An 18751-nucleotide genomic window follows, 5' to 3' on the forward strand; every position below is an offset into this window, starting at 1 on the left:
GACTGTCCCCTCCCGTTATTGAAACAGTCGTACCATATACTGACGCAGGCTCAGATCCGCAGGACCGAGAGGTGATCCACCGTGGGGAGACCCCCGAATCCCGCCCGCCGGGAGGCCACCTTGGCGCGGGCGACCGACTACGTACTGGCACACGGCCTGGCCGGGTTGAGCCTGCGGCCGCTGGCCGCGGCTCTCGACACCAGCCCACGGATGCTGCTCTACGACTTCGGCAGCAAGCAGGAGTTGGTGTCTGCGGTCCTCGCCGAGGCCCGCCGCCGCGGTGCGACACGGTTGGCCGGGAACCTCCCGCCGGAGGCAGCCTCGGCGGAGGAACACCTGCGCGGCATCTGGGCCTGGATCAGCGCACCCGAGCGCGCCCCGTACGTCCGGCTGATCTTCGAGGTGCACGCCGACGGCCTGGTCCACCCCGAGAACTACCCGAACCAGGCCGAGGCGATCACGAACTGGTTCGACACCCTCGGCGCCACGTTCCGCGACATCGCCACCGGCCCCGACGACACCGTCACGCCCACGCTGGTCATGGCCGTCGTCCGGGGCCTCCTGTTCGACCTCACGACCACCGGCGACCGCCTCCGCACCGACCGCGCCCTGGACCGCTTCTGCGAACTCCTCCGGCATTGAAGGAAGACGAACGATCGCAGGGTGACCGCAGGTCGCATCACCGACCCTGCCCGCCGGCCGGCGGGACGGCGCCCCGTCAGCTGGCCCGGGCAGCGGGCGTCAGCTGCCAGACCGTGGTGGCCTTGAGTGCGGCGTCCTCGAGATCCGCGACCACCGGCACCTCGTAGACCGCCACCGAGGTGAAGCGCTCCCGAGGCAGGTACGCCCGGCCCGGGTCACCGACGATCACCACGGCTCCCCTGGCCTGCGCCCGCTCCAGGAACGGCAGGAAGCGCGCCGCCATCGCCCGCTCGTAGAAGACGTCCCCGGCCAGCACCACCTCGGCCGGGCCGCCGTCGCCGTCGAGCAGGTCCTCGAACGCCGCGTCCACCCGGACCCCGTTCGCCTCCGCGTTGACGCCGATGGCCGCCACCGCGTACGCGTCGATCTCGGCGGCCCGCACCGACTGCGCACCGCGCAGCGCGGCCGCGATGCCGACCAGTCCGGACCCGGCCGCCAGGTCGAGCACCGTCCGCCCGCGCACCAGCTCGGGGTGGTCCAGCACGTACCGGGCCACCGCCACCCCGCCCGCCCAGGCGAACGCCCAGAACGGCGGCGGCATGCCGATCTCGCCCCGCACCGACTCGGTCCGCTCCCACAGGGCGATGGCGTCGTCGGCCATCTGCAGACTGACCTCGGGGACGAACGGCACCGGGACCAGCCGCGTCTCCGCCCGCACGAAGTCCTGGTCCGACGTGGTGAGGACCGCTGCGGGCAGGGTGGAGCTCTCATTGGACATGCGCGCAGCATAGGCCAGCCCGGTGGCAGTTGACGGCCCGTGGGATCCCCTCCCCTCCACCGCCCGGACAGGCCCCGGCACGCACCCCGCAGCCCGGTGGCCCGGCCCCGCCGACGGTGAAACGCTTGACCCGTGACCCGAGGACCTACGCAAAAGTCGGTGTGCTGGCCCTGGCCGCCGGACTCACCGTCATCCGCTCCGCCACCGGCCTGCCCCGCTGGCTCGGCTGGGCGGGGGCCGTGATCGGTGCGGTGTGCTTCGTTCCCTGGGGCGCGTGGATCGCGTTCCTCCTGGGCGGCCTCTGGATCATCGTCGCCGGCGTGCTGCTGACGTGGCGGCCCGCCCCGGCGGACGGGACCCGACCTTCGGCCGCCGCTCCGCCGGGCTGACCCGACGGGCTGACCCGCCGACCGGCGGGCGTTCGTACCGTTTCGATACCGAACCGGTGATGAGCTGCGGAAATGCTCGCCGCCGCGCGGGCACGCCGAGTAGCATCCGGCTCACGCCCTCCGGCGCCCGTACCCCCGTGTCGCGCAGCCCGGTCGGCTCATCACGCGGGGGCACACACGGGCGTCGCCGCGTACTCGGTACGCGCGCCAATGTTGTCGCGCGAATCTGCGGAAGGGCAGCGACTTGGCGGATCGGCTCACCGGAGGAGACTCCTCGCTGCTGCGTCGGATCAACGCCGCGGTGACCCTGCGGGCACTCCGGGACGGACAGGCGGTCACCCTCACCCAGCTGGTCGGCGACACCGGGCTCTCCCGGCCCACCGTCGAAGGCGTGATCGAGGGCCTGCTCGAGGCCGGACTGGTGGCCGAGGTCGAGCAGTCCCAGGACAGCGGCCGTCAGCGCGGCCGCCCCGCCCGCTGGTTCAGGTTCCGCGCCGAGGCCGGGCACATCCTCGGCATCGAGGTCGGTGTGCACGAGATCCGGGTGATCCTGGCCGACCTCACCGGCCGGGTGCTGGGCAGCCACGCCAAGTCCGCCGCCGAGACGCTCGACCCGGAGGAGCGGCTGGCCCTGACCCGCACCACCGTCGCCGAGGTGCTGCGCAAGGCCGGGGTCTCCCGCGACAGCCTGTGGGCGGTCGCGGTCGGCAGCCCCGGGATCGTGGACCGCGAAGGCACCGTCAAGCTCGGCACCGCGATGCCCGGCTGGACCGGCCTCGACCTGGGCGCGCGGCTGCGCCGCTCGTTCCGCTGCCCCGTGATGATCGAGAACGACGCCAACCTGGCCGCCATCGCCGAGCACTGGCAGGGCGCCGCGGTCGGCAAGGGCGACCTGGTCTTCGTGATGGCCGGGCTCAGCCCCGGCGCCGGTTCGCTGATCGACGGGCGGCTGCACCGCGGCTTCGGCGGCGCGGCCGGCGAGATCGGCGCGCTGCACCTGCTCGGCCAGGAGGCCACCCCCGAGCGGCTGCTCTCCACCACCGGGAAGCCGCTCGACCCGCTGGACGAGGCGGCGGTGGCCCGGGTGCTGCGGCTGGCCCGCGAGGGCGACCAGGTCGCCCAGGTCGCGATGGACCGCTTCCTGCGCCGGCTGGTGCACGACGTCGCGGCGCTGGTGCTGGCCCTCGATCCGGAGATCGTGGTGGTCGGCGGCTGGGCGGCCGGGCTCGACGGCGTACTGGAGCCGCTGCGCGAGCAGTTGGAGCTGTACTGCCTGCGGGCCCCCGAGGTGGTGCTGGCCGCGCTCGGCGAGGAGGTCGTCGCGATGGGCGCCCTCCGGGTCGCGCTCGACACCGTCGAGGAGCAGCTCTTCGCCGTCGACTCCCCCGGCGCCTCGGCCCGCTGACCGTCGCCCCCCGGCCCGGACACGGAAGTGCCCCCGGGTCCGTCCTGAACCGGACGGACCCGGGGGCACTGTCACACCGTCAGGACGCGGCGCCCACCGGCTGCTGGGCCCCGACCGGGGTGACCTCGACCAGACCGGTCTCGCCGAAGGTGAGCTTGCAGGTGTCGGCCCGGTACGTGGAGACCGCGACGCCCACCAGGCGGCCGGCCGAGGCGTACTGGGTGGTGACGATCAGCACCGGGGTGCCCGGCGGGCGCTCCAGCAGCACCGCCTGGTCGGCCTCGGCGACACCGAGCTCGACCGAACGGGACTCGCCGTCGATGCCGAGCCGCTCCAGCCTGCGCAGTACCGTACGGGCCGGGTCGCTCTCGCCGCCGACCACGTGCGGGACGGCGGGCAGCTGCGGCAGCACCGCGTCCGGGACGTGCAGGGACTCGGTGGCCATGATCTGACCCTGGACCAGGCGCAGGCGGCGGACGGTGTGCACGGTCTCGCCCGGCGCAATGCCGAGGGCCAGCGCGATCTGCGCCGAGGCCGGGCCGCTCACGCAGTCAACGCTGCGCCAGGACTGGCTGCGGTTCGTCGCCCCGGGCCAGCCCTCCTCGCGGCGGCTGACCGGAACGCCGACCCGGGGGGCGGCGATCAGGGTGCCGATGCCCCGGCGGCGGACCAGGCGGCCCTCCAGCTCGAGCTGGTCCAGTGCCTGCCGCAGAGTGGCCCGGGCCACCCCGAAGCGCGAGGCCAACTCGCGCTCGTTCGGCAGCACCTGACCGGTGGAGAACTCCGAGTCGATGGTGCGCACCAGCACCGTACGCAGGTGCCAGTACTTCGGCTCCGGTACTGCCGTGAGCTGTCCCTGCCCCACCGTGTCCTCCACCCTGAAGGACGCCGGGCCGGCCCCACGCCCGATGTTCCGGCAGGTGGGAGGGGCGGGCTTTATCCGTCCTTCTTTATTAAAGGTCTTTGCAGTAAGGACCCTAGGGGTTGGTCGCGGAGATGGTCAAGACCAATGGCGTCGCTTGACGACGGCCGAACAAGACTTCACAAATCGTTCACGACGCGAACCGCCCCTCCGGCCGACGGACCGGGCGGCCGGTTAGGCTTCCCGGGTGACCACTGTCGTGACCTCAGTCAATGTGAACGGAATTCGGGCCGCCGCCAAGAAGGGCCTGCTGGAGTGGCTGGAGACCACCCGGGCGGAGGTGATCTGCCTTCAGGAAGTGCGCTCCGAGCCGGGCCAACTGCCGCCGGAGCTCCGCAACTTGGAAGGCTGGCACGCGGTCTGGGCGCCGTCCGCCAGCAAGGGCCGGGCCGGCGTGGCCATCCTCTCCCGGCAGCAGCCCGAGCGGACCGCCGTCGGTTTCGGCTCGGCCGAATTCGACATTTCGGGCAGGTATGTCGAAATCGACCTCCCCGGCCTGACGGTCGCCAGCCTCTACCTCCCCTCCGGCGAGGTCGGCACCGAGCGCCAGGACGAGAAGGAACGCTTCATGGCCGAGTTCCTGGTCCACCTCGCCGACCTCCGCAAGCGCGCCGAGGCCGAGGGCCGCGAGGTCGTCGTCTGCGGTGACTGGAACATCGCCCACCGCGAGGCCGACCTCAAGAACTGGAAGGCCAACCAGAAGAGCGCCGGCTTCCTCCCCGAGGAGCGCGCCTGGCTCTCCCGCGTCTTCGACGAGGTCGGCTACGTCGACGTCGTCCGCAGCCTCCACCCCGACCAGGAGGGCCCCTACTCCTGGTGGTCCTACCGCGGCCGCGCCTTCGACAACGACACCGGCTGGCGGATCGACTACATCGTCACCACCCCCGGCCTCGCCGCCCGCGCCACCAGCGCCCGGGTCGAACGCGCCGCCACCCACGCCGAGCGCTGGTCCGACCACGCGCCCGTGACGGCCGTCTTCGAGTCCGACTGACCGGTGCCGCGGCAGCCGCGCCCCGCGGCTGCCCGGCTCACCCGGTCGACCCGGTGCACCCGGTCGGCCCGACGCCGTCGATCGGCTGCTCGCACCAGAGCACCTTGCCCTCGCCGGTGTAGCGGGTGCCCCAGCGGTGGGAGAGCTGGGCGACCAGGAAGATGCCCCGGCCGCCCTCGTCGGTGGTGGCGGCCCAGCGGAGGTGGGGTGCGGTGCTGCTGCCGTCGGAGACCTCGCAGACCAGGCTGGTGTCGCGGAGCATCCGTACCCGCACCGGTGCCGTGCCGTAGCGGATGGCGTTGGTGATCAGCTCACTGAGGATCAGTTCGGTGCTGAAGCCGAGTTCGTCGAGACCCCAGTCGGCGATCTGCCGGGCGCAGGCGTTCCGGACCGGCGCCACGGCGGCCGGGTCCATCGGGACGTCCCACTCCGCCACCTGGTCCGGCGCCAGCCGACCGGTCCGGGCCACCAGCAGGGCCACGTCGTCGGCGGGGTGCGGGGTCAGCATGGCCCCGATCACGGCATCGCAGGTCTCGTCCGGGCTGCGGTGCCCGTCGTCCGCCAGGGCGGTGCGCAGGCGCGCCAGCCCGTGGTCGAGGTCGTGTCTGCGGGTCTCGACCAGGCCGTCGGTGAAGAGGACCAGCCGGGTGCCCTCGTCGAGCCTGAGCTCGGTGGTCTCGAAGCGGTGGCCGCCCACGCCCAGCGGGGGTGCCAGGGCGACCTCCGGGTACTCGACGGTTCCGTCCGGGTGGACCAGGGCGGGCCCGAGGTGGCCGGCCCGGGCGACGGTGCAGATCCCGGACGCCGGGTCGTAGACGGCGTAGGCGCAGGTCGAGCCGGTGATCTCGAAACCGCCGCACTCCTCGTCCGTCTGCGCGACCAGTTCGTCGAGCCGTCCCAGCACCTCGTCCGGGGGCAGGTCCAGCGACGCGTAGGTGCGGATCGCGGTGCGCAGCCGGCCCATGGCGACGGCGGCGTTGATGCCGTGACCGACCACGTCACCGACGACCAAGGCCGTGCGCAGGCCGGGCAGGGGAATCAGGTCGAACCAGTCACCGCCCACACCGGCACTGGCCGGCAGGTAGCGGTGCGCGACCTCCAGGGCGGTCGGCTCGGCCACGGTACGGGGCAGCAGGCTGCGCTGGAGGGCGGCGGCGGTCCCGTGTTCGCGGGTGAAGCGGCGGGCGTTGTCGATCGACACCGCGGCGCGGGCGGCCAGTTCCTCGGCCAGCAGCAGGTCGTCCGGCTCGAACGGGGCGCTTCCCGGCGCCCGCCGGAACTCGACCGTGCCGAGCACGCCGCCGCCCGCCCGCAGCGGGGCCGCGACCACCGTGGGCGCGCCGGCCCTGGGAGTCCCCGGTCCAGGAGTCCCCGGCCAGGACTCGGCTGCCGTGACCACCGCGCCCACGCCGGGCAGCGCCGGGTCCTCGGCCGCTCCGCGCAGGGCGGTGCGCCGCAGCTGCCGGTCGGCCGGCCCCGGGTCCTCGCCGCGGGTGACGGCCTCCGTCAGGTCGACCGCGACGGTGTCGGCGAAGCGTCCGTCGAGTGCGACGTCCGCGAGCTCCTCGCAGGTCCGGGCCATGTCGAGGGTGCCGCCGATCCGCAGCCCCGCCTGGTAGAGCAGCCGACGCCGGCGGCCGGCCGCCTCGACCCGGCTGGTGAGGTCGTGCAACTCGGTGGAGTCGCGCAGGGTCACCACGCTGCCGGGGAATCCGCCGAAGGGAGCGGTGGGGCGCTTGTTCACGGCCAGCAGCCGGTCGCCGGCCTGGTGGATGCCGTCGGTCACCTCCTCGGTGGAGGCGAGCAGGGCGGCGGTGGCCGGGTCCAGTCCCAGCTCGGCCAGCGGCCGCCGCTCGGCGTCGGCCGGCAGGTCGAGCAGCCGCCGGGCCTCGTCGTTGGCGAGCATCACCCGGCCGTCCGCGCCGACGATCAGCACGCCCTCGCGGACGGCGTGCAGGACGGCGTCGTGGTGCTCGTACATCCGGGCCAGCTCGCGCGGGCCGAGGCCACGGGTCTGCCGCAGCAGCCGTCGGCCGGCCAGTGCGCCGGCGACGGCGGTCAGGGCCACCGCGCCCGCCGCGCCGCCCAGCAGGACCGGCAGCTGGGCACCGACGATCGAGTCGACCCGGCCGAGCGTGATGTTCGCCGCGACGACGCCCTTGGGCGTGCCGTCCGGGCCGAAGACCGGCACGGCGGTCGCGATCGAGCGGTACCTGGGCTTCGGCTCCTGCAGCTCGAAGGTGACCGTCCGCCCGGCCCGGAGCTGCGGCAGCACGTCCCGCACCACCTCCGGCGGAGCCGGGTAGGGGCGGCCCACGTAGGACGGGTGCGGCGAGGTGAGCTGGACGAAGCCGGTGGAGATCACCACCACCGAGTCCACGCCGGTGGCCAGGCGGACCGCCTCGGCCTGCGGCTGCAGCACCGCCGACGGGTCCGGGCCGTCGAGGGCCTGGACCAGTCCCGGCGCGTGGGCGAAGGACTCGGCGACCCCCAGGGTCACCCGCCGGGCGTCACTCACCGTGCTGGACCGGGCCTGCAGCACCATGGCGGCGACGGCGGCACCCACCAGGAGCAGCACGATCACCAGCTGGACCAGGAGGACCCGCCCCGCCAGGCTGCGCAGGCTCAGCAGCGCCCGGACACCGCACGCCGGGCGGTGGGCGGGCGCGGCGGCGGAGGGTTCGGCGGGCGGGTCGGCGGGCGGGTGGCCGGGCTGGGCGCTGGAGCTGGAGCTGGTGCTTTCCTGCACCGCTTCGAGCAGGACCATGGAAGGCTCCCGATCTCGGGTGGGGTCGGACGCATCCGGCCCGACGGGTGGCGGAACGGAAACGTCCGTTCGACCCCCGCCCTGCCCCTTCGACTCCGGTTGGCTCCCCCACGACGCTACGGAGGGTTCCGGCCGGGCGGCAGGGCCGCACCGGCCGTACAGGGGGCCTCAGCGGCCATTCCTTCCTATAGTCGGCAGAGGGACGACCGTCAGGAGTGGTGGGCCATGACCACGAACAGCTCCGGGGCGGCCCACGGTCCCACGACGCACCGGGACTCCTCGGCCGCGATCCGCCCGAGCATCCTGTGGCACCTCGCCGCCGTCGCCGGTGAGCGGGGCGTGGACCTCGATCCCGCGCTGGCGTCGGTGGGCCTCGACCGGGCGGTCCTCGAGTCCCCGGACATCCGGGTCTCCTACCGGCAGGGCTGCGCGGTGATCGAACGGGCCCTGGAGCTGACCGGCGACCCCTGCCTCGGCCTCGCCGTGGGCGCCGTGCAGACCCTCTCGTCCTGGGGCCCGCTCGGCCTCGCCCTGCTGGCCGCCGACACCTTGCAGGACGCCGTCGAACTGGGGGTCCGTCACCAGCAGCTGGCCGGGGCGATGCTGACCTTCTCGATGGGGGAGCCGGAGGGCCCGCACGGCGGCTTCGAGGTCCGGGTCGACCCGGCCGACCCGGACCTGGACCCCGCGGTCGGGGTCTTCCTGGCCGAGGAGGCGCTCTCCAGCACCGTCGCCCTGATCCGGCTGGGGATCGGCGCCTCCTTCGACCCCCGACTGGTCGAGTTCACCCATCCCCGTCCGGCCGGGACCGCGCTGCACACCGAGGTGCTCCGCTGTCCGCTGCACTTCGGCGCACCCGTCAGCCGGCTCGTGGTCTCGCGCGGATGGGCCCGGGCGCCGATGCCGAACCGGGATCCACGGACCCTGGCCACGATCCTCGCCCTGATCGACGAGGCGTCCACGCCCCGCCGGGAGCCGCAGGGCCTGCTCCAGGTCCTGGCGGCGTCCGTCACCCGCAGCCTCCCGGTGGTGCCCTCGTTCGCCGACCAGGCGCAGCGGCACGCGACCAGTGAGCGCACGCTCCGGCGCCGGATCTCGGAGTGCGGCACGACCTACGAGGCGATCGTGGACGGGGTACGCCGCGAACAGGTCGAGCAGCTGCTGCGCCGGTCGCCGCTGACGCTCCGCGAGGTGGCCCGGCGGGTGGGGTTCGCGGACGAGCGGGCGCTGCGCCGCGCGGTCCGGCGCTGGCACGGCATGGGGCCGACGGAGCTGCGCAGGACCATGGGCGAGCGGGCCGAGGCCGCCCCGGTCTGAGCCCGCCGGGCCCGGTCCGCGGACCGATCGGAGCGCTGCCTTCCGGGCCGCCGAAAACCGCTGGCCGACCGTCACCCGCCCCGGCCATCCTGGGCGCATGGGAGACAGGGCCAACGTCATCGTGGTGCGTGCGAACGGCACCCACGAGCTGTACCGGACCGGCTGGGCGGTCGGGCTCGACCTCGACCTGCTCGACGGGCCGGCGGCGGTGCTCGAGCTGCTCCCCGGGCTCCGCCAGGACGGCTGGTGGCTGGACGACGTCATGGCCCAGGGTGGGATCCTGGTCGACCTCGGGCGGAAGGTGCTGCTGTTCTTCGCCTGGGAGGGCCCGAGCACACAACTCCGGCACCGTGCAGCCGTGTTCGCGCTGATCCGGGCGGCCTGGCAGGGCTGGGAGGTCCGCTGGCTGTACGACGGCGCGGCCGAACTGCGCGCGTACCTCGGACTGGACCCGGAGTACGTCCGCGACCGCGACGGGGGGCGCTCCCTGGCCCCGTTCCTCGCGCCCGGCGACGAGGACCTGGCCGGGCCCGACCCGGGCGGCGTGGTGGTCACGGTCGGCGCGGACCGCTGCCATGTCGCCTCGGACGCCTTCGACCACCCCGTCCTGGAGGGCGTCTCCCTGCTCGACCGCCTCGCCGATGCTCCCGGGCACGGGGTCTTCCGCCTGCACGCCAACGCGGGCATCCATCTCGATCCGGAGCGCCGCCGCCTGGGCTGGTGGTCCCTGTTCTCCTGCCCGGAGGCTTACCTGGCACCGGAGTTGTGGCCCGGCTGGACCGTGGATTTCTGGCAGGACGACTGGGAACGGCACGTCAGGGCCGGCCGCCTCTTCTCCCCCGCTCCGTTCGACGCCGGGGAGGAGGCCAAAGCCGCCGTGCTCGCCGAGGCCGCAGAGCGCCGGGCCGCCCGGGCCGCTCACCGCGTCCGCTCCCTCGGCTGACGACTGATCACCCTGTCGCCGTCAAGGTTCCGTCAATCGGCGCCCCACCCGCGTAGGTCACGCGTCAAGGCCCGGGCCGCCCGGACCTCTCCGGGTCTTCACTGGAGTCGTGAGCGCGGCCACGTCCGGAGCCGCGCCGCAGCCGAGAGGAACACCTGATGGCGATCACCGAGCTCCCGTCCCCCGTCGGATTCGTGTCCGCCGGCCGTCGCACCCGGTCCGACCGCCGGCTCCGGTTGCTGCCGCAGCCGGCGGAGGCGGCCGCCCGGGAGGACTCGGCACCGGACGACCTCCCGCCGGTGGAACCCGACCGGCGGGCGTCGGCGCGCTGCCGGGTCGCGCTCCAGTACCTGGACTGACGCACCGCCACCACGTCGACCGCGCCCCACGCCACCCGGCCGGGTCCGAACTGCCGTTCACCAGGGCACTGTTCCACCGTCGTCGAAGAATCCACCGCTCGGTCCGTCACCGGGCAGGGTCGCCAGCCGGATCGCGATCGCCGCGCCCTGCTGGGGAGTTCGGACGCCCTGGAAGCCGTTCAGATCAGTGGCGGTGAAGCCGGGGCAGCCGGAGTTGACCAGGATGCCGGTACCGCTCAGCTCCTTGGCGTACTGGACGGTGACGGCGTTCAGGAAGGTCTTGGACGCCAGGTAGGCAGCGGGAACCGGGCCCATGTCGATGCCGGGCGTGGTCTGCAGGACCAGCGAGCCGACGCTGCTGGACATGTTCACGATCCGCGCCGCTGCCGAGCCGCGCAGCAGCGGCAGCATCGCGTTGGTGACCCGGATGACCCCGATCACGTTGGTCTCCACCACCGCGCGTACGGTCGCGGGGTCGAGCGCACTGGGCGTCTGCGGCATGCTGCCGGTGATCGCGGCGTTGTTGACCAGGACGTCGAGCCCCCCGGCACGGTCGGCGATCAGCTCGGCCGCAGCGGCCGCACTGGCGTCGTCCGCCACGTCGAGCGGGACGCCGAACGCGTCCGTCCCCGCTGCGCGCAGCCGCTCCACCGCGGCGTCGCGGCGCTGCTGGTCCCGCGCGCCCACGGCGATGCGCCAGCCGAGGGCGCCCAGGCCCGCCGCGATCTCGTAGCCGATCCCCTTGTTCGCGCCGGTCACCAGCGCGATCGTCTGTTCACTCATGTCCTCCAGCGTGGTGCCGACCCGATCGGGACGTCCAAGACCGACTGGGTGGTCGGCGATACCGCACGGGTATCGACCGTGGTGGGCGGCGGCTACGATGACGCGGTGGAGACCCGGGAGTTGCGGTATTTCGTCGCCGTCGCGGAGGAGTTGCACTTCGGGCGGGCGGCGCAGCGGCTCGCCATGGCGCAGCCGCCGCTGTCGCGGGCGATCCAGCTGCTGGAGCGGCGGCTCGGAGTGGTCCTGCTGCACCGGACCGCTCGCGCGGTCACCCTGACCGGGGCCGGGTCGGTGCTGCTGCGGGAGGCCCGGGCCGCGCTCGACGCGGTCGAGGCCGCCGAGCGCCGCACCCGCCGCGCGGCTGCCGAACTGCCCGGTGTGGTGCTGGCCACGAAAGCCGGAGCGTCCAGGGAGCTGCTGTCGAAGCTGCTGGCCGCCTACGCCGCCGAGCCCGGCGCGGTCGCCGTCGAGGTGGTGCTGTGCGGGCCCGGCGAGCAGGAGCGGCTGCTGCGCGACGGGCGTGCCGATGTCGCCCTGCTCCAGCGGCCTTTCGACACCACGGCCGGTCTCGACACCGAGGACCTGCACACCGAACAGCAGGTCGTGGTGCTGCCCGCCGGACACCCCTGGTCCGGCCGCCCCCACCTGTCGCCGGCCGACCTCACCGCCCTCACGGACCTGCCCCTGCCGCGCTGGCCCCGCCGGGACGGCACCTATCCGGACGGCCCCGGCCCCCAAGTACGGGACCACACCCAGCTGTTCCAGCTGATCGCGCTCGGACGGGCCTGCGCACTCGTCCCCGAGTCTCTCCGGGCGCACCTCCGCGACGACCTCACGACGGTGCCGGTGCCGGACGCACCGGCCGTCACGACCGTCATCGCCTGGCCACCGCACAGCAGGTCCAAGGCCGTTGCCGATCTCGTCCGCACCGCGACCCGCCTCTGACGGCGCAGCGGTCAGGCCCGGGCGGGACTCTCCTGCCTGGAGAGCAGTTCGGCCAGTCGCTCCGCCGTGGCGATCGCCAGCACAGTGGCGGCGGCCCGGTCCCCCGCAGGCGGCTCCGCCGGAACGGGCACACCGTGCGCGGTCAACCGGCCGTGCACGGCCCGCCGGAGCGCGCGGTCACCGTGCTCCTGGGCGGCCGCGAGGGCGCAGCGCAGCAGCTCCAGGCCCCGCTCGGTCCGGCCGACCGCGAGCATGGTGCTGCCCAGGGAGGCCTGCCAGCGCGGCAGGGTGCCCGGTGAGGAGAACGTCCCCTGGACCAACGTCCAGCAACGGTCCGCCCGTTCGGCCCGTTCGCGGGCCGAGGGGTCCGCTTCCTGCGCCGATCCGGCGGCCAGGTGCAGCAGTTGGATGAAGGCCAGCCTCCGCTCCGGCAGGCTGCCCTCCCCCGGGACCGGTTCGGGCCGCCCGGCCGGGTCCACCAGGTAGGGTGCCTCGGCCGGGTGGTGCAGTCCGGCCCGGACGCTCTTCGGCCACCGTGCGACGTACCGCTGCGCCTCCGCCGTCAGTGCTGCCGTGTCCCCGCTCCGCAGCAGGGCCTTGCAGGTGTCGATCACCAGCACGTTCCGGGCGTACACCCTGGCCTTGCGGTGCTGCGCCACGTCGTTGCCGAGGACGGCCGGGTCCCAGCTCAGTTCGGGAAGCCGGGCCGGCCGGCCGTCGGCGATCCGTTCCAGTTCGGCGAAGCCCGCGAGTGCGGCGGCCGTGCGCCCCTGGAGGGCGTCCACCCGGATCAGGTTGACCTGCGCCTCCAGTCCGTAGACCGCTGCCTCGGCCTGGTGCGGTGTGCCCCGCAGGCTCCGGGCGTACGCGATCTCGGATCGGCACAGCCGCTGGGCCCGGACGGTCTCGCCGAGGCGGACCAGCGCGAGTGCCAGCAGGTTGGCCGCCAGGAAGAGCTGTTCCAGGCTGGTCGGGCCGGGAGCGGCGATCGCGGCGGCCCGTTCGGCCAGCCGGTGCTCGTCGTCGAGCACCCTGGTGTCGTCCGCCAGGAACTCCGGTGGCCCAAAAAGGACCTGCCCGGGCGCTGTCACTGCAGCTCCCAGGGCACCGTGGGCGCGCGTCCGCTGACCGGCAGCCCGTTCGCCCGGGTCAGCGGACGGCCGCACACCATCACGAAGGTGGCGAACTCCGTGGGAGCGTCCAGCGCCAGCAGTTCCTCCAGCGCGTCGTCCTGGAACGCTCCCGTGATGGCGGCGCCGAGCCCGAGGGCCGTGGCCGTCATCGAGAACACCTGGGCGACGTGGCCGACGTTCTGCAGCAGGCTCCGGTAGGCCCGGGCGTGGCGGTACTTCCAGGACATCCGCTCCGAGGCGGCGACGGTCACCACGCCGAATCCGCCGGTCTCGAAGAAGCCCTGACGGAACGTCAGCTCCTCCCACTGCTCCCGATCGGCGGGCCCGTCGATCGCGGTCAGGCCGTGCCGGACCGGGTCGTAGCGGTAGAGGCCCGGTGCCACGTCCTCGACGTTGAAGACCGCGACGCACGCCTCCGCCTCGTGGCGCGCCCCGGCCGAGGCGCTGGCCCGCAGCTGGGTGACCCCCAGGTCCCCGCAGTCGACGAACCGCAGCGGGGCGAAGCAGTAGTGCAGCAGGGTGGCGAAGGCCTCGATCGGCACCGGTTCGTCGCGGAAGGAGCGGTGGGTGCGGCGCTGCTCCAGGACGTCCTGGAAGGTGGCCGGCATCGCGGCCCGGACCCGCGGCAGCAGCAGGACGGGGCGGTCTGGCTCGGTGCGGGGGAAGGCGCTCGGGCGGCGGGTCCCCAGCAGCTCGGTCTTGAACTCGTCGATGCGTTCCGGGTCGGACAGATACATCACGTTGCGCGAGCGCTGGTGGAACCACCAGGCCACGTCCCCCCAGGCGTCCCAGGGCGCGGGCGTCGCCACCGCCCCGCCGTCCTCGACGCCCTCGACGCCGTCGCCGTCCTCGACCAGGAAGCCGAGGCGGAGCAGCTGGCGGAGCGCCGTCCCGTACGTCTTCGGGGTGAGCCCGAGGCCGATGTCCGCCACGTTCTCGGGCAGTGGATTCCGTGCTGCCAACAGGAGTTCGGCCACCTGCGGTGCGACCCGCAGGCGGTCGGCGACCAGCGGACTGGAGACCAGGATGCCGGTGGGGGTCGGCTGGATGAAGATCGGATCGACGGCCCGCAGCACGGTCAGCCCCTCTCCCCGGTCGGAGTCCGGGTCAGGGTCCGGCCGGTCGGCCGCAGGCCCTTGGACCGTGCCACCGCGGAGAGGCGCTGCGGCAGGTTGGCCTTCATCGACGGGCAGGCGATCTCGCCCTCGTCCCAGCGCTTGGGGCAGTTGCCGCCGCAGACCGGCAGCAGCCAGCAGCTGGAGCAGGGCATGCCGCCGGCGGTGACCCGGTCGGTCCAGGTGTCGAACCGGCCGGGCGGGCGCGGTTGGCCGGGCTTGAGGGCGGTGACGGGGATCAGCACGGAGTCCCGCTCGTGCTCGGGCACCAGGGGGTGCTCGGTGCAGGAGAAGACGTTGCCGTTCGAGCCGATCACCTCGCCGCCGAGGGTGGTGGCGACGCAGGTGTTCTCCACCACGGTGGCCGGCAGGGCGGAGAAGTTCAGCCCGAGGTCGGCCATCATCGTGAACCATTCGATTTCCAGTCGGGCGACCTGGTCCTTCGACAGGCTCAACGCGTCGATGTCGTTCCCCCAGCTGTGAATGGGGGCGAGCTGGAAGGTCACGTTCCGAATTCCGGCGAATCCGCGCCGGGCCATCTCCTGCAGGTATTCCGGAACATGGCGGTGGTTCTGGACGTCCACATTGGTGCGGAGGATGAATGCGACCTCCGCGAACTCCGGATCCGCCACGCTCTCGGCCAGAAAGTCCACCAGCCGGTCGAAGCTCGGTTTCCCGCTCTTCAGCGGGCGGTGGGCGTCGTGGATCTCGCGCGGCCCGTCCAGCGTGATGTCGAACCGGGTGACGCCGCACTCGTGCACCAGCGCCCGGAGCTTCCGGCGGTCCAGCAGCGCGCCGTTCGTGGTGATCTTGGAGCTGAACTCGACGCCGCGCTCCTGCACCCTGCCGACGATCTCCCGCGCCATGGAGCGCAGCGTCGCGAAGGCCATCAGCGGCTCGCCGCCGAACCAGGCGACATGGAGGTGGTCGGTCCGCTCGTCCTCGGCCGCCCGGAGCACCCGGGCCAGCACCGCCTCCCGGTGGTCCCGGCCGAGCGCGGCCCGCCGGTGTTCCTGGCCGCAGTACTCGCAGCCCATGTTGCAGTAGGAGGTGGGCAGCAGCACGAAGGTCCGGCGCCCGGAGTCGTGACGCTTCATCACCCCGTGGTGCGCCGCACGGAAGGCCGCCGGGTCGGGGCCGACCAGGCCCGACTCCAGCAGGCTCGCCAGCGCCCGGGCGGGGACGGAGCCGCTTGGGATCCCCGGGCGGAGCAGCAGGTCGGCCAGCGCGGCCGGCACCATCAGCATGGTGGCGTCGCTGGTACGGAAGACCGGGACCACGGGGCGCCCGTTGGAGCCGGTGAACTCCTGGTCGCCGACACACAGGTAGGGCGACGGATAGTAGGTGTCGACCACGGCAGAGCCCTCCTCTGATCGGGAGGTGCAGTGCCGGGCCCGAAGGCCCGGCACCGCACCGGCAGCAGGGACGTCAGCAGACGTTGACCGCGTTCTTGGCCAGCAGGAACTCGTCATCGATGTCGATGACCTCGATGAGGAACTCGTCGTCCAGGTACTCGCTCTGACCGGCTGCCGTGATGTCGTTCGCCATGTCTTGCCTCCTCGGTCCTGGGCCGGATCGTCCGGCCGGTGCGACGGAGTCAAACAGCCGACCGGGAAGGGGAGAACCTATGACGTCATAGGGTCGAATTCCGCGCCGCCGCCGATACCCTACGGGCGGTCTTCGCGGCATGATCCGCAGCCGGACGACCCCTGTTCAGCAAACCCGTCTCCTGGTTAGGGTGCCGCCTGTGAAAACGACGAGCGACAAGTCATCGGCCCTGTTCACACCGGGCTTCGTCTCCTATCTGGCGGCGCGCACGCTCTCCGATATCGGCGACCGGTTCCGGATCATCACCCTGACTCTCTGGGTCTTCGTCGACTCCGACCAGAGCGCCCTGGCCCGGGTCCTGCTGCTGCTGGCCGGCACCCTGCCGCCGCTGCTGCTCGGGATGTTCTCGGGCGTGCTGGCGGACCGGGGGAACCAGCGCACCATCATGGTGGTGGCCGACCTGCTGCGGGCCCTGTGCAGCGCCCTGCTGCTGGTCTCGTTCTGGTGGGACGCGCTCCCACTCGCCTACGTGGCGGTGGCCACCGCCTCGCTCGTCTCGGTGTTCTTCGCCAGTTCCTCGTTCGCGATCGTGCCCCGGCTGGTCCCCAAGGACTCGCTCGGCCGGGCCAACGGCCTGATCGAGACCAGTGGTTGGGTGGCCGCGGCGGTCGGCGCGGCGGCGGCCGGCCTGGTGTTCGTCGCCCTCGGCCCCACCCTGGCGTTCGCCCTGGACACCGCGAGCTTCCTGGTCTCCGCGCTGTTCCTGACCAGGATCAAGCTGCCCGCCCGGAACACAGAGCCCAAGCAGCCGAGCGCGCCGATCGCCTGGACCGACCGGATCCGCACCGCCGTCCGGGAGGCGCTCCAGGAGAACGCGGAGGGCCTGCGCTACATCCGGCACCACCCCGTGGCCAAGTGGTTCATCCTCACCGTGGCCGGGACCACCATCACCTCGAACGCCAACTCGGTGGCCCTGGTCTTCCTGCTGACCCAGGACCTGCACGCCTCGCCCTCCGCACTGGGCTTCGTGATCTCCCTCAACGGCATCGTCGCCACCGTGGCCGCCCTGGCCGTCACCGTGCTCGCCCGCAAGCTCAACCAGGGCTACCTGCTGGTCACTTGTGTGGCCGGCATGGTGGTGTCGCAGTTCGGCATGGGCCTGGCCCCGACCGTGCTGGTGCTGGCGCTCGGCGTCGTGCTCAGCGCGGCCACCAACGCGCCCTACAACATCGCCTACGACACCGTGCTGCAGGAGTCCGTGGACGAGAAGTTCCTCGGCCGGGTCGAGAGCGTCGACGCCACCTTCTCCACCGTGCTCCAGCTCCTGGTGTACTTCGGCGCCGGCCTGCTGCTCACCACGGCGGGCGCCCGCCCGGTGTTCGTCACGGCCGGCGTGCTGGCCACCCTCTCGGTCGTGGTCGGGACGGTCTTCCTCCTGCCCGGCCTCAAGCGCATCGCCGCGCCCGGGTACGTGGCTACGGGCGGCGAGCAGCTCCCGACCCACTGACGGCGTACGGCAGCCCGGGTGGGAGCGGCCGCCGGACGGCGGCCGCTCCCCGGTCTCCCCCGGCCGGTCAGCCGCAGAACTCGGCCTCGACCAGCGGGCGTTCGTTCTCGAACCAGTCACCGTTGGTCTGGAACGCCGCCGAGTGCTGCCCGTCCCTGGTGGTCAGTGCCAGGGTCACCGACCCGTGGATGCCGCCGTCATGGCCCCAGACGGTGACCCCGCAGGAGAGGGTGCTGTGGCCGATGCCGAGCCCGCCGGTGCTCGCCGTGCTGAGCATCTCGTCCAACTGGGCCTGCGGCAGCAGCCGTCCACGCATCAGGGCGGACAGGAACCTGGCCAGATCGTCGGTCGTGGAGATCATCTCGCCGGCCGACCCGCCCCAGGACGGATTCAGCTCGGTGGTGTCCACCTGGGTGGTCGAGCCGCCGAGCAGGGTCGAGTACCCGCGCGCGTGCGGCCGGGGCATGCCCGCGGCGGTGCCGGGCAGGCTGGTGCCGGTCAGGCCGAGGGGCCGGATGATCCGCCGCTCGATCTCGTCGGCGTACGAGTGCCCGGTCACCCGGGTGACGATCAGGCCGGCCAGGATGAAGTTGGTGTTGGAGTACTCGTACCTCTCCCCCGGCGCGAACACCGGCGGGTGCGACATCGCCACCCGCACCAAGTCCTGTGGCCGGTAGGTGTCGTAGCGGTGGGTCAGGAACTGGGTGGTGAACAGCAGCTCGGCCAGCGCCGGGTCCTGGTCGTAGGAGAACACCCCGCTGGTGTGGTTGAGCAATTGCCGAACGGTGATCGCCGAACCGTCGTTGCCGTTGCCCCGCACCACTCCCGGCAGCCACTTCTCCACCGTGTCGTCGAGGTCGATCCGCCGCTCGTGCTGGGGCTGGAGCAGCACGGTGGCGACGAAGGTCTTGGTCACGCTGCCGATCCGGATCCGCTCCTGCGCCGACCGCGCCCGCCCGGTCACGGTGTCGGCCACCCCCACCGCCGCCGACCAACTCCCCTGCCCCTGCCGGACGGTGGCGATCATGCCGGGCAGCCTCTCGGCCTCGACCGCCGCCGCCATCGCGGCCCGCGTCGCCCGGTGACCGGCCCCGCCGCCTGCTGCCGCCGGAAACGCCGTCCCCGCCGAAACTGCCATCGCCACCGCCATCGCGGCCACCCCGTGCCGAACCGCCCTGTTGCGAGTCATCCGAGCCATCACTGTCTC

Annotated in this window: 17 protein-coding genes; 9 read left to right on the forward strand and 8 right to left on the reverse strand. The window is 73.1% G+C overall.

Annotation, left to right across the window (positions count from 1 at the left end; translation table 11 throughout):
- The first annotated feature begins 120 nt into the window (after positions 1-120).
- On the forward strand, positions 121-642 hold the full coding sequence (locus ABT118_RS06645) for a TetR family transcriptional regulator (protein ID WP_350645401.1): 522 nt from the start codon (positions 121-123) through the stop codon (positions 640-642).
- Between the two features lie 76 nt (positions 643-718).
- On the opposite strand, the gene ABT118_RS06650 is transcribed toward ABT118_RS06645, so the two are convergent.
- Positions 719-1420: a class I SAM-dependent methyltransferase gene (locus ABT118_RS06650; protein ID WP_350645403.1), complete on the reverse strand. Its 702-nt coding sequence runs from the start codon at positions 1418-1420 to the stop codon at positions 719-721.
- A gap of 125 nt (positions 1421-1545) precedes the next feature.
- Between ABT118_RS06650 and ABT118_RS06655 the strand changes: the two genes are divergently transcribed.
- Both ABT118_RS06655 and ABT118_RS06660 read left to right on the forward strand, forming a co-directional pair.
- Positions 1546-1809 carry a hypothetical protein gene (locus ABT118_RS06655; RefSeq protein ID WP_350645405.1) on the forward strand — a complete coding sequence of 88 codons (264 nt, stop codon included), beginning with the start codon at positions 1546-1548 and terminating at the stop codon, positions 1807-1809.
- Between the two features lie 244 nt (positions 1810-2053).
- Positions 2054-3214, forward strand: a complete 1161-nt coding sequence (locus ABT118_RS06660; RefSeq protein ID WP_350645407.1) for an ROK family protein — start codon at positions 2054-2056, stop codon at positions 3212-3214.
- 79 nt (positions 3215-3293) lie between these two features.
- Here the strand turns inward: ABT118_RS06660 and ABT118_RS06665 are convergent, their stop codons facing one another.
- Entirely contained in the window at positions 3294-4079 is a 786-nt protein-coding gene (locus ABT118_RS06665) for a GntR family transcriptional regulator (RefSeq protein ID WP_350645409.1), read from the reverse strand.
- 256 nt (positions 4080-4335) lie between these two features.
- Between ABT118_RS06665 and ABT118_RS06670 the strand changes: the two genes are divergently transcribed.
- Complete coding sequence (locus ABT118_RS06670) at positions 4336-5127, forward strand: exodeoxyribonuclease III (protein WP_350646290.1); 792 nt, start codon at positions 4336-4338, stop codon at positions 5125-5127.
- Positions 5128-5164: 37 nt separating this feature from the next.
- On the opposite strand, the gene ABT118_RS06675 is transcribed toward ABT118_RS06670, so the two are convergent.
- Positions 5165-7894 carry a SpoIIE family protein phosphatase gene (locus ABT118_RS06675; RefSeq protein WP_350645411.1) on the reverse strand — a complete coding sequence of 910 codons (2730 nt, stop codon included), beginning with the start codon at positions 7892-7894 and terminating at the stop codon, positions 5165-5167.
- A 225-nt stretch (positions 7895-8119) separates the two neighbouring features.
- On the opposite strand from ABT118_RS06675, the gene ABT118_RS06680 reads away from it, so the two are divergent.
- From ABT118_RS06680 to ABT118_RS06690, 3 genes are all read left to right on the forward strand, one after another.
- Complete coding sequence (locus ABT118_RS06680; RefSeq protein WP_350645413.1) at positions 8120-9211, forward strand: AraC family transcriptional regulator; 1092 nt, start codon at positions 8120-8122, stop codon at positions 9209-9211.
- A 97-nt stretch (positions 9212-9308) separates the two neighbouring features.
- Entirely contained in the window at positions 9309-10154 is an 846-nt protein-coding gene (locus tag ABT118_RS06685; protein ID WP_350645414.1) for a hypothetical protein, read from the forward strand.
- 158 nt (positions 10155-10312) lie between these two features.
- Positions 10313-10513 (forward strand): hypothetical protein, encoded by a 201-nt coding sequence (locus tag ABT118_RS06690; RefSeq protein WP_350645416.1) that lies wholly within the window; start codon positions 10313-10315, stop codon positions 10511-10513.
- A gap of 57 nt (positions 10514-10570) precedes the next feature.
- Here ABT118_RS06690 and ABT118_RS06695 read toward each other — a convergent pair whose 3' ends face one another.
- Entirely contained in the window at positions 10571-11296 is a 726-nt protein-coding gene (locus tag ABT118_RS06695; protein WP_350645417.1) for an SDR family NAD(P)-dependent oxidoreductase, read from the reverse strand.
- 105 nt (positions 11297-11401) lie between these two features.
- Here ABT118_RS06695 and ABT118_RS06700 point away from each other — a divergent pair, with 105 nt between their 5' ends.
- Positions 11402-12241: a LysR family transcriptional regulator gene (locus ABT118_RS06700; protein ID WP_350645418.1), complete on the forward strand. Its 840-nt coding sequence runs from the start codon at positions 11402-11404 to the stop codon at positions 12239-12241.
- 11 nt (positions 12242-12252) lie between these two features.
- On the opposite strand, the gene ABT118_RS06705 is transcribed toward ABT118_RS06700, so the two are convergent.
- Genes ABT118_RS06705 through ABT118_RS06715 form a run of 3 tightly spaced genes read right to left on the reverse strand, consistent with a single transcriptional unit; the run spans position 12253 to position 15844 of the window.
- Positions 12253-13332 (reverse strand): hypothetical protein, encoded by a 1080-nt coding sequence (locus ABT118_RS06705; protein WP_350645419.1) that lies wholly within the window; start codon positions 13330-13332, stop codon positions 12253-12255.
- Positions 13329-14450: a SagB/ThcOx family dehydrogenase gene (locus ABT118_RS06710; protein WP_350645420.1), complete on the reverse strand. Its 1122-nt coding sequence runs from the start codon at positions 14448-14450 to the stop codon at positions 13329-13331. The genes ABT118_RS06705 and ABT118_RS06710 overlap by 4 nt, the downstream gene beginning before the upstream one ends.
- 2 nt (positions 14451-14452) lie before the next feature.
- Complete coding sequence (locus ABT118_RS06715) at positions 14453-15844, reverse strand: radical SAM/SPASM domain-containing protein (protein ID WP_350645422.1); 1392 nt, start codon at positions 15842-15844, stop codon at positions 14453-14455.
- 392 nt (positions 15845-16236) lie between these two features.
- On the opposite strand from ABT118_RS06715, the gene ABT118_RS06720 reads away from it, so the two are divergent.
- Positions 16237-17544: an MFS transporter gene (locus tag ABT118_RS06720; protein WP_350645424.1), complete on the forward strand. Its 1308-nt coding sequence runs from the start codon at positions 16237-16239 to the stop codon at positions 17542-17544.
- 67 nt (positions 17545-17611) lie between these two features.
- Here ABT118_RS06720 and ABT118_RS06725 read toward each other — a convergent pair whose 3' ends face one another.
- Positions 17612-18733 carry a serine hydrolase domain-containing protein gene (locus ABT118_RS06725; RefSeq protein WP_350645426.1) on the reverse strand — a complete coding sequence of 374 codons (1122 nt, stop codon included), beginning with the start codon at positions 18731-18733 and terminating at the stop codon, positions 17612-17614.
- Between the last annotated feature and the right edge of the window lie 18 nt (positions 18734-18751).

Origin of the sequence: Kitasatospora sp. NPDC002040, from assembly GCF_040296785.1 — a bacterium.
In the GTDB taxonomy this organism is placed as follows: domain Bacteria; phylum Actinomycetota; class Actinomycetes; order Streptomycetales; family Streptomycetaceae; genus Kitasatospora.

Bases quoted from the DNA above. Each gene is read 5' to 3' on its own strand.
- ABT118_RS06725 (WP_350645426.1), bottom strand. From the start codon at position 18,733: ATGACTCGCAACAGGGCGGTTCGGCACGGGGTGGCCGCGATGGCGGTG.
- ABT118_RS06650 (WP_350645403.1), bottom strand. From the start codon at position 1,420: ATGTCCAATGAGAGCTCCACCCTGCCCGCAGCGGTCCTCACCACGTCG.
- ABT118_RS06695 (WP_350645417.1), bottom strand. From the start codon at position 11,296: ATGAGTGAACAGACGATCGCGCTGGTGACCGGCGCGAACAAGGGGATC.
- ABT118_RS06680 (WP_350645413.1), top strand. From the start codon at position 8,120: ATGACCACGAACAGCTCCGGGGCGGCCCACGGTCCCACGACGCACCGG.
- ABT118_RS06675 (WP_350645411.1), bottom strand. From the start codon at position 7,894: ATGGTCCTGCTCGAAGCGGTGCAGGAAAGCACCAGCTCCAGCTCCAGC.
- ABT118_RS06690 (WP_350645416.1), top strand. From the start codon at position 10,313: ATGGCGATCACCGAGCTCCCGTCCCCCGTCGGATTCGTGTCCGCCGGC.
- ABT118_RS06685 (WP_350645414.1), top strand. From the start codon at position 9,309: ATGGGAGACAGGGCCAACGTCATCGTGGTGCGTGCGAACGGCACCCAC.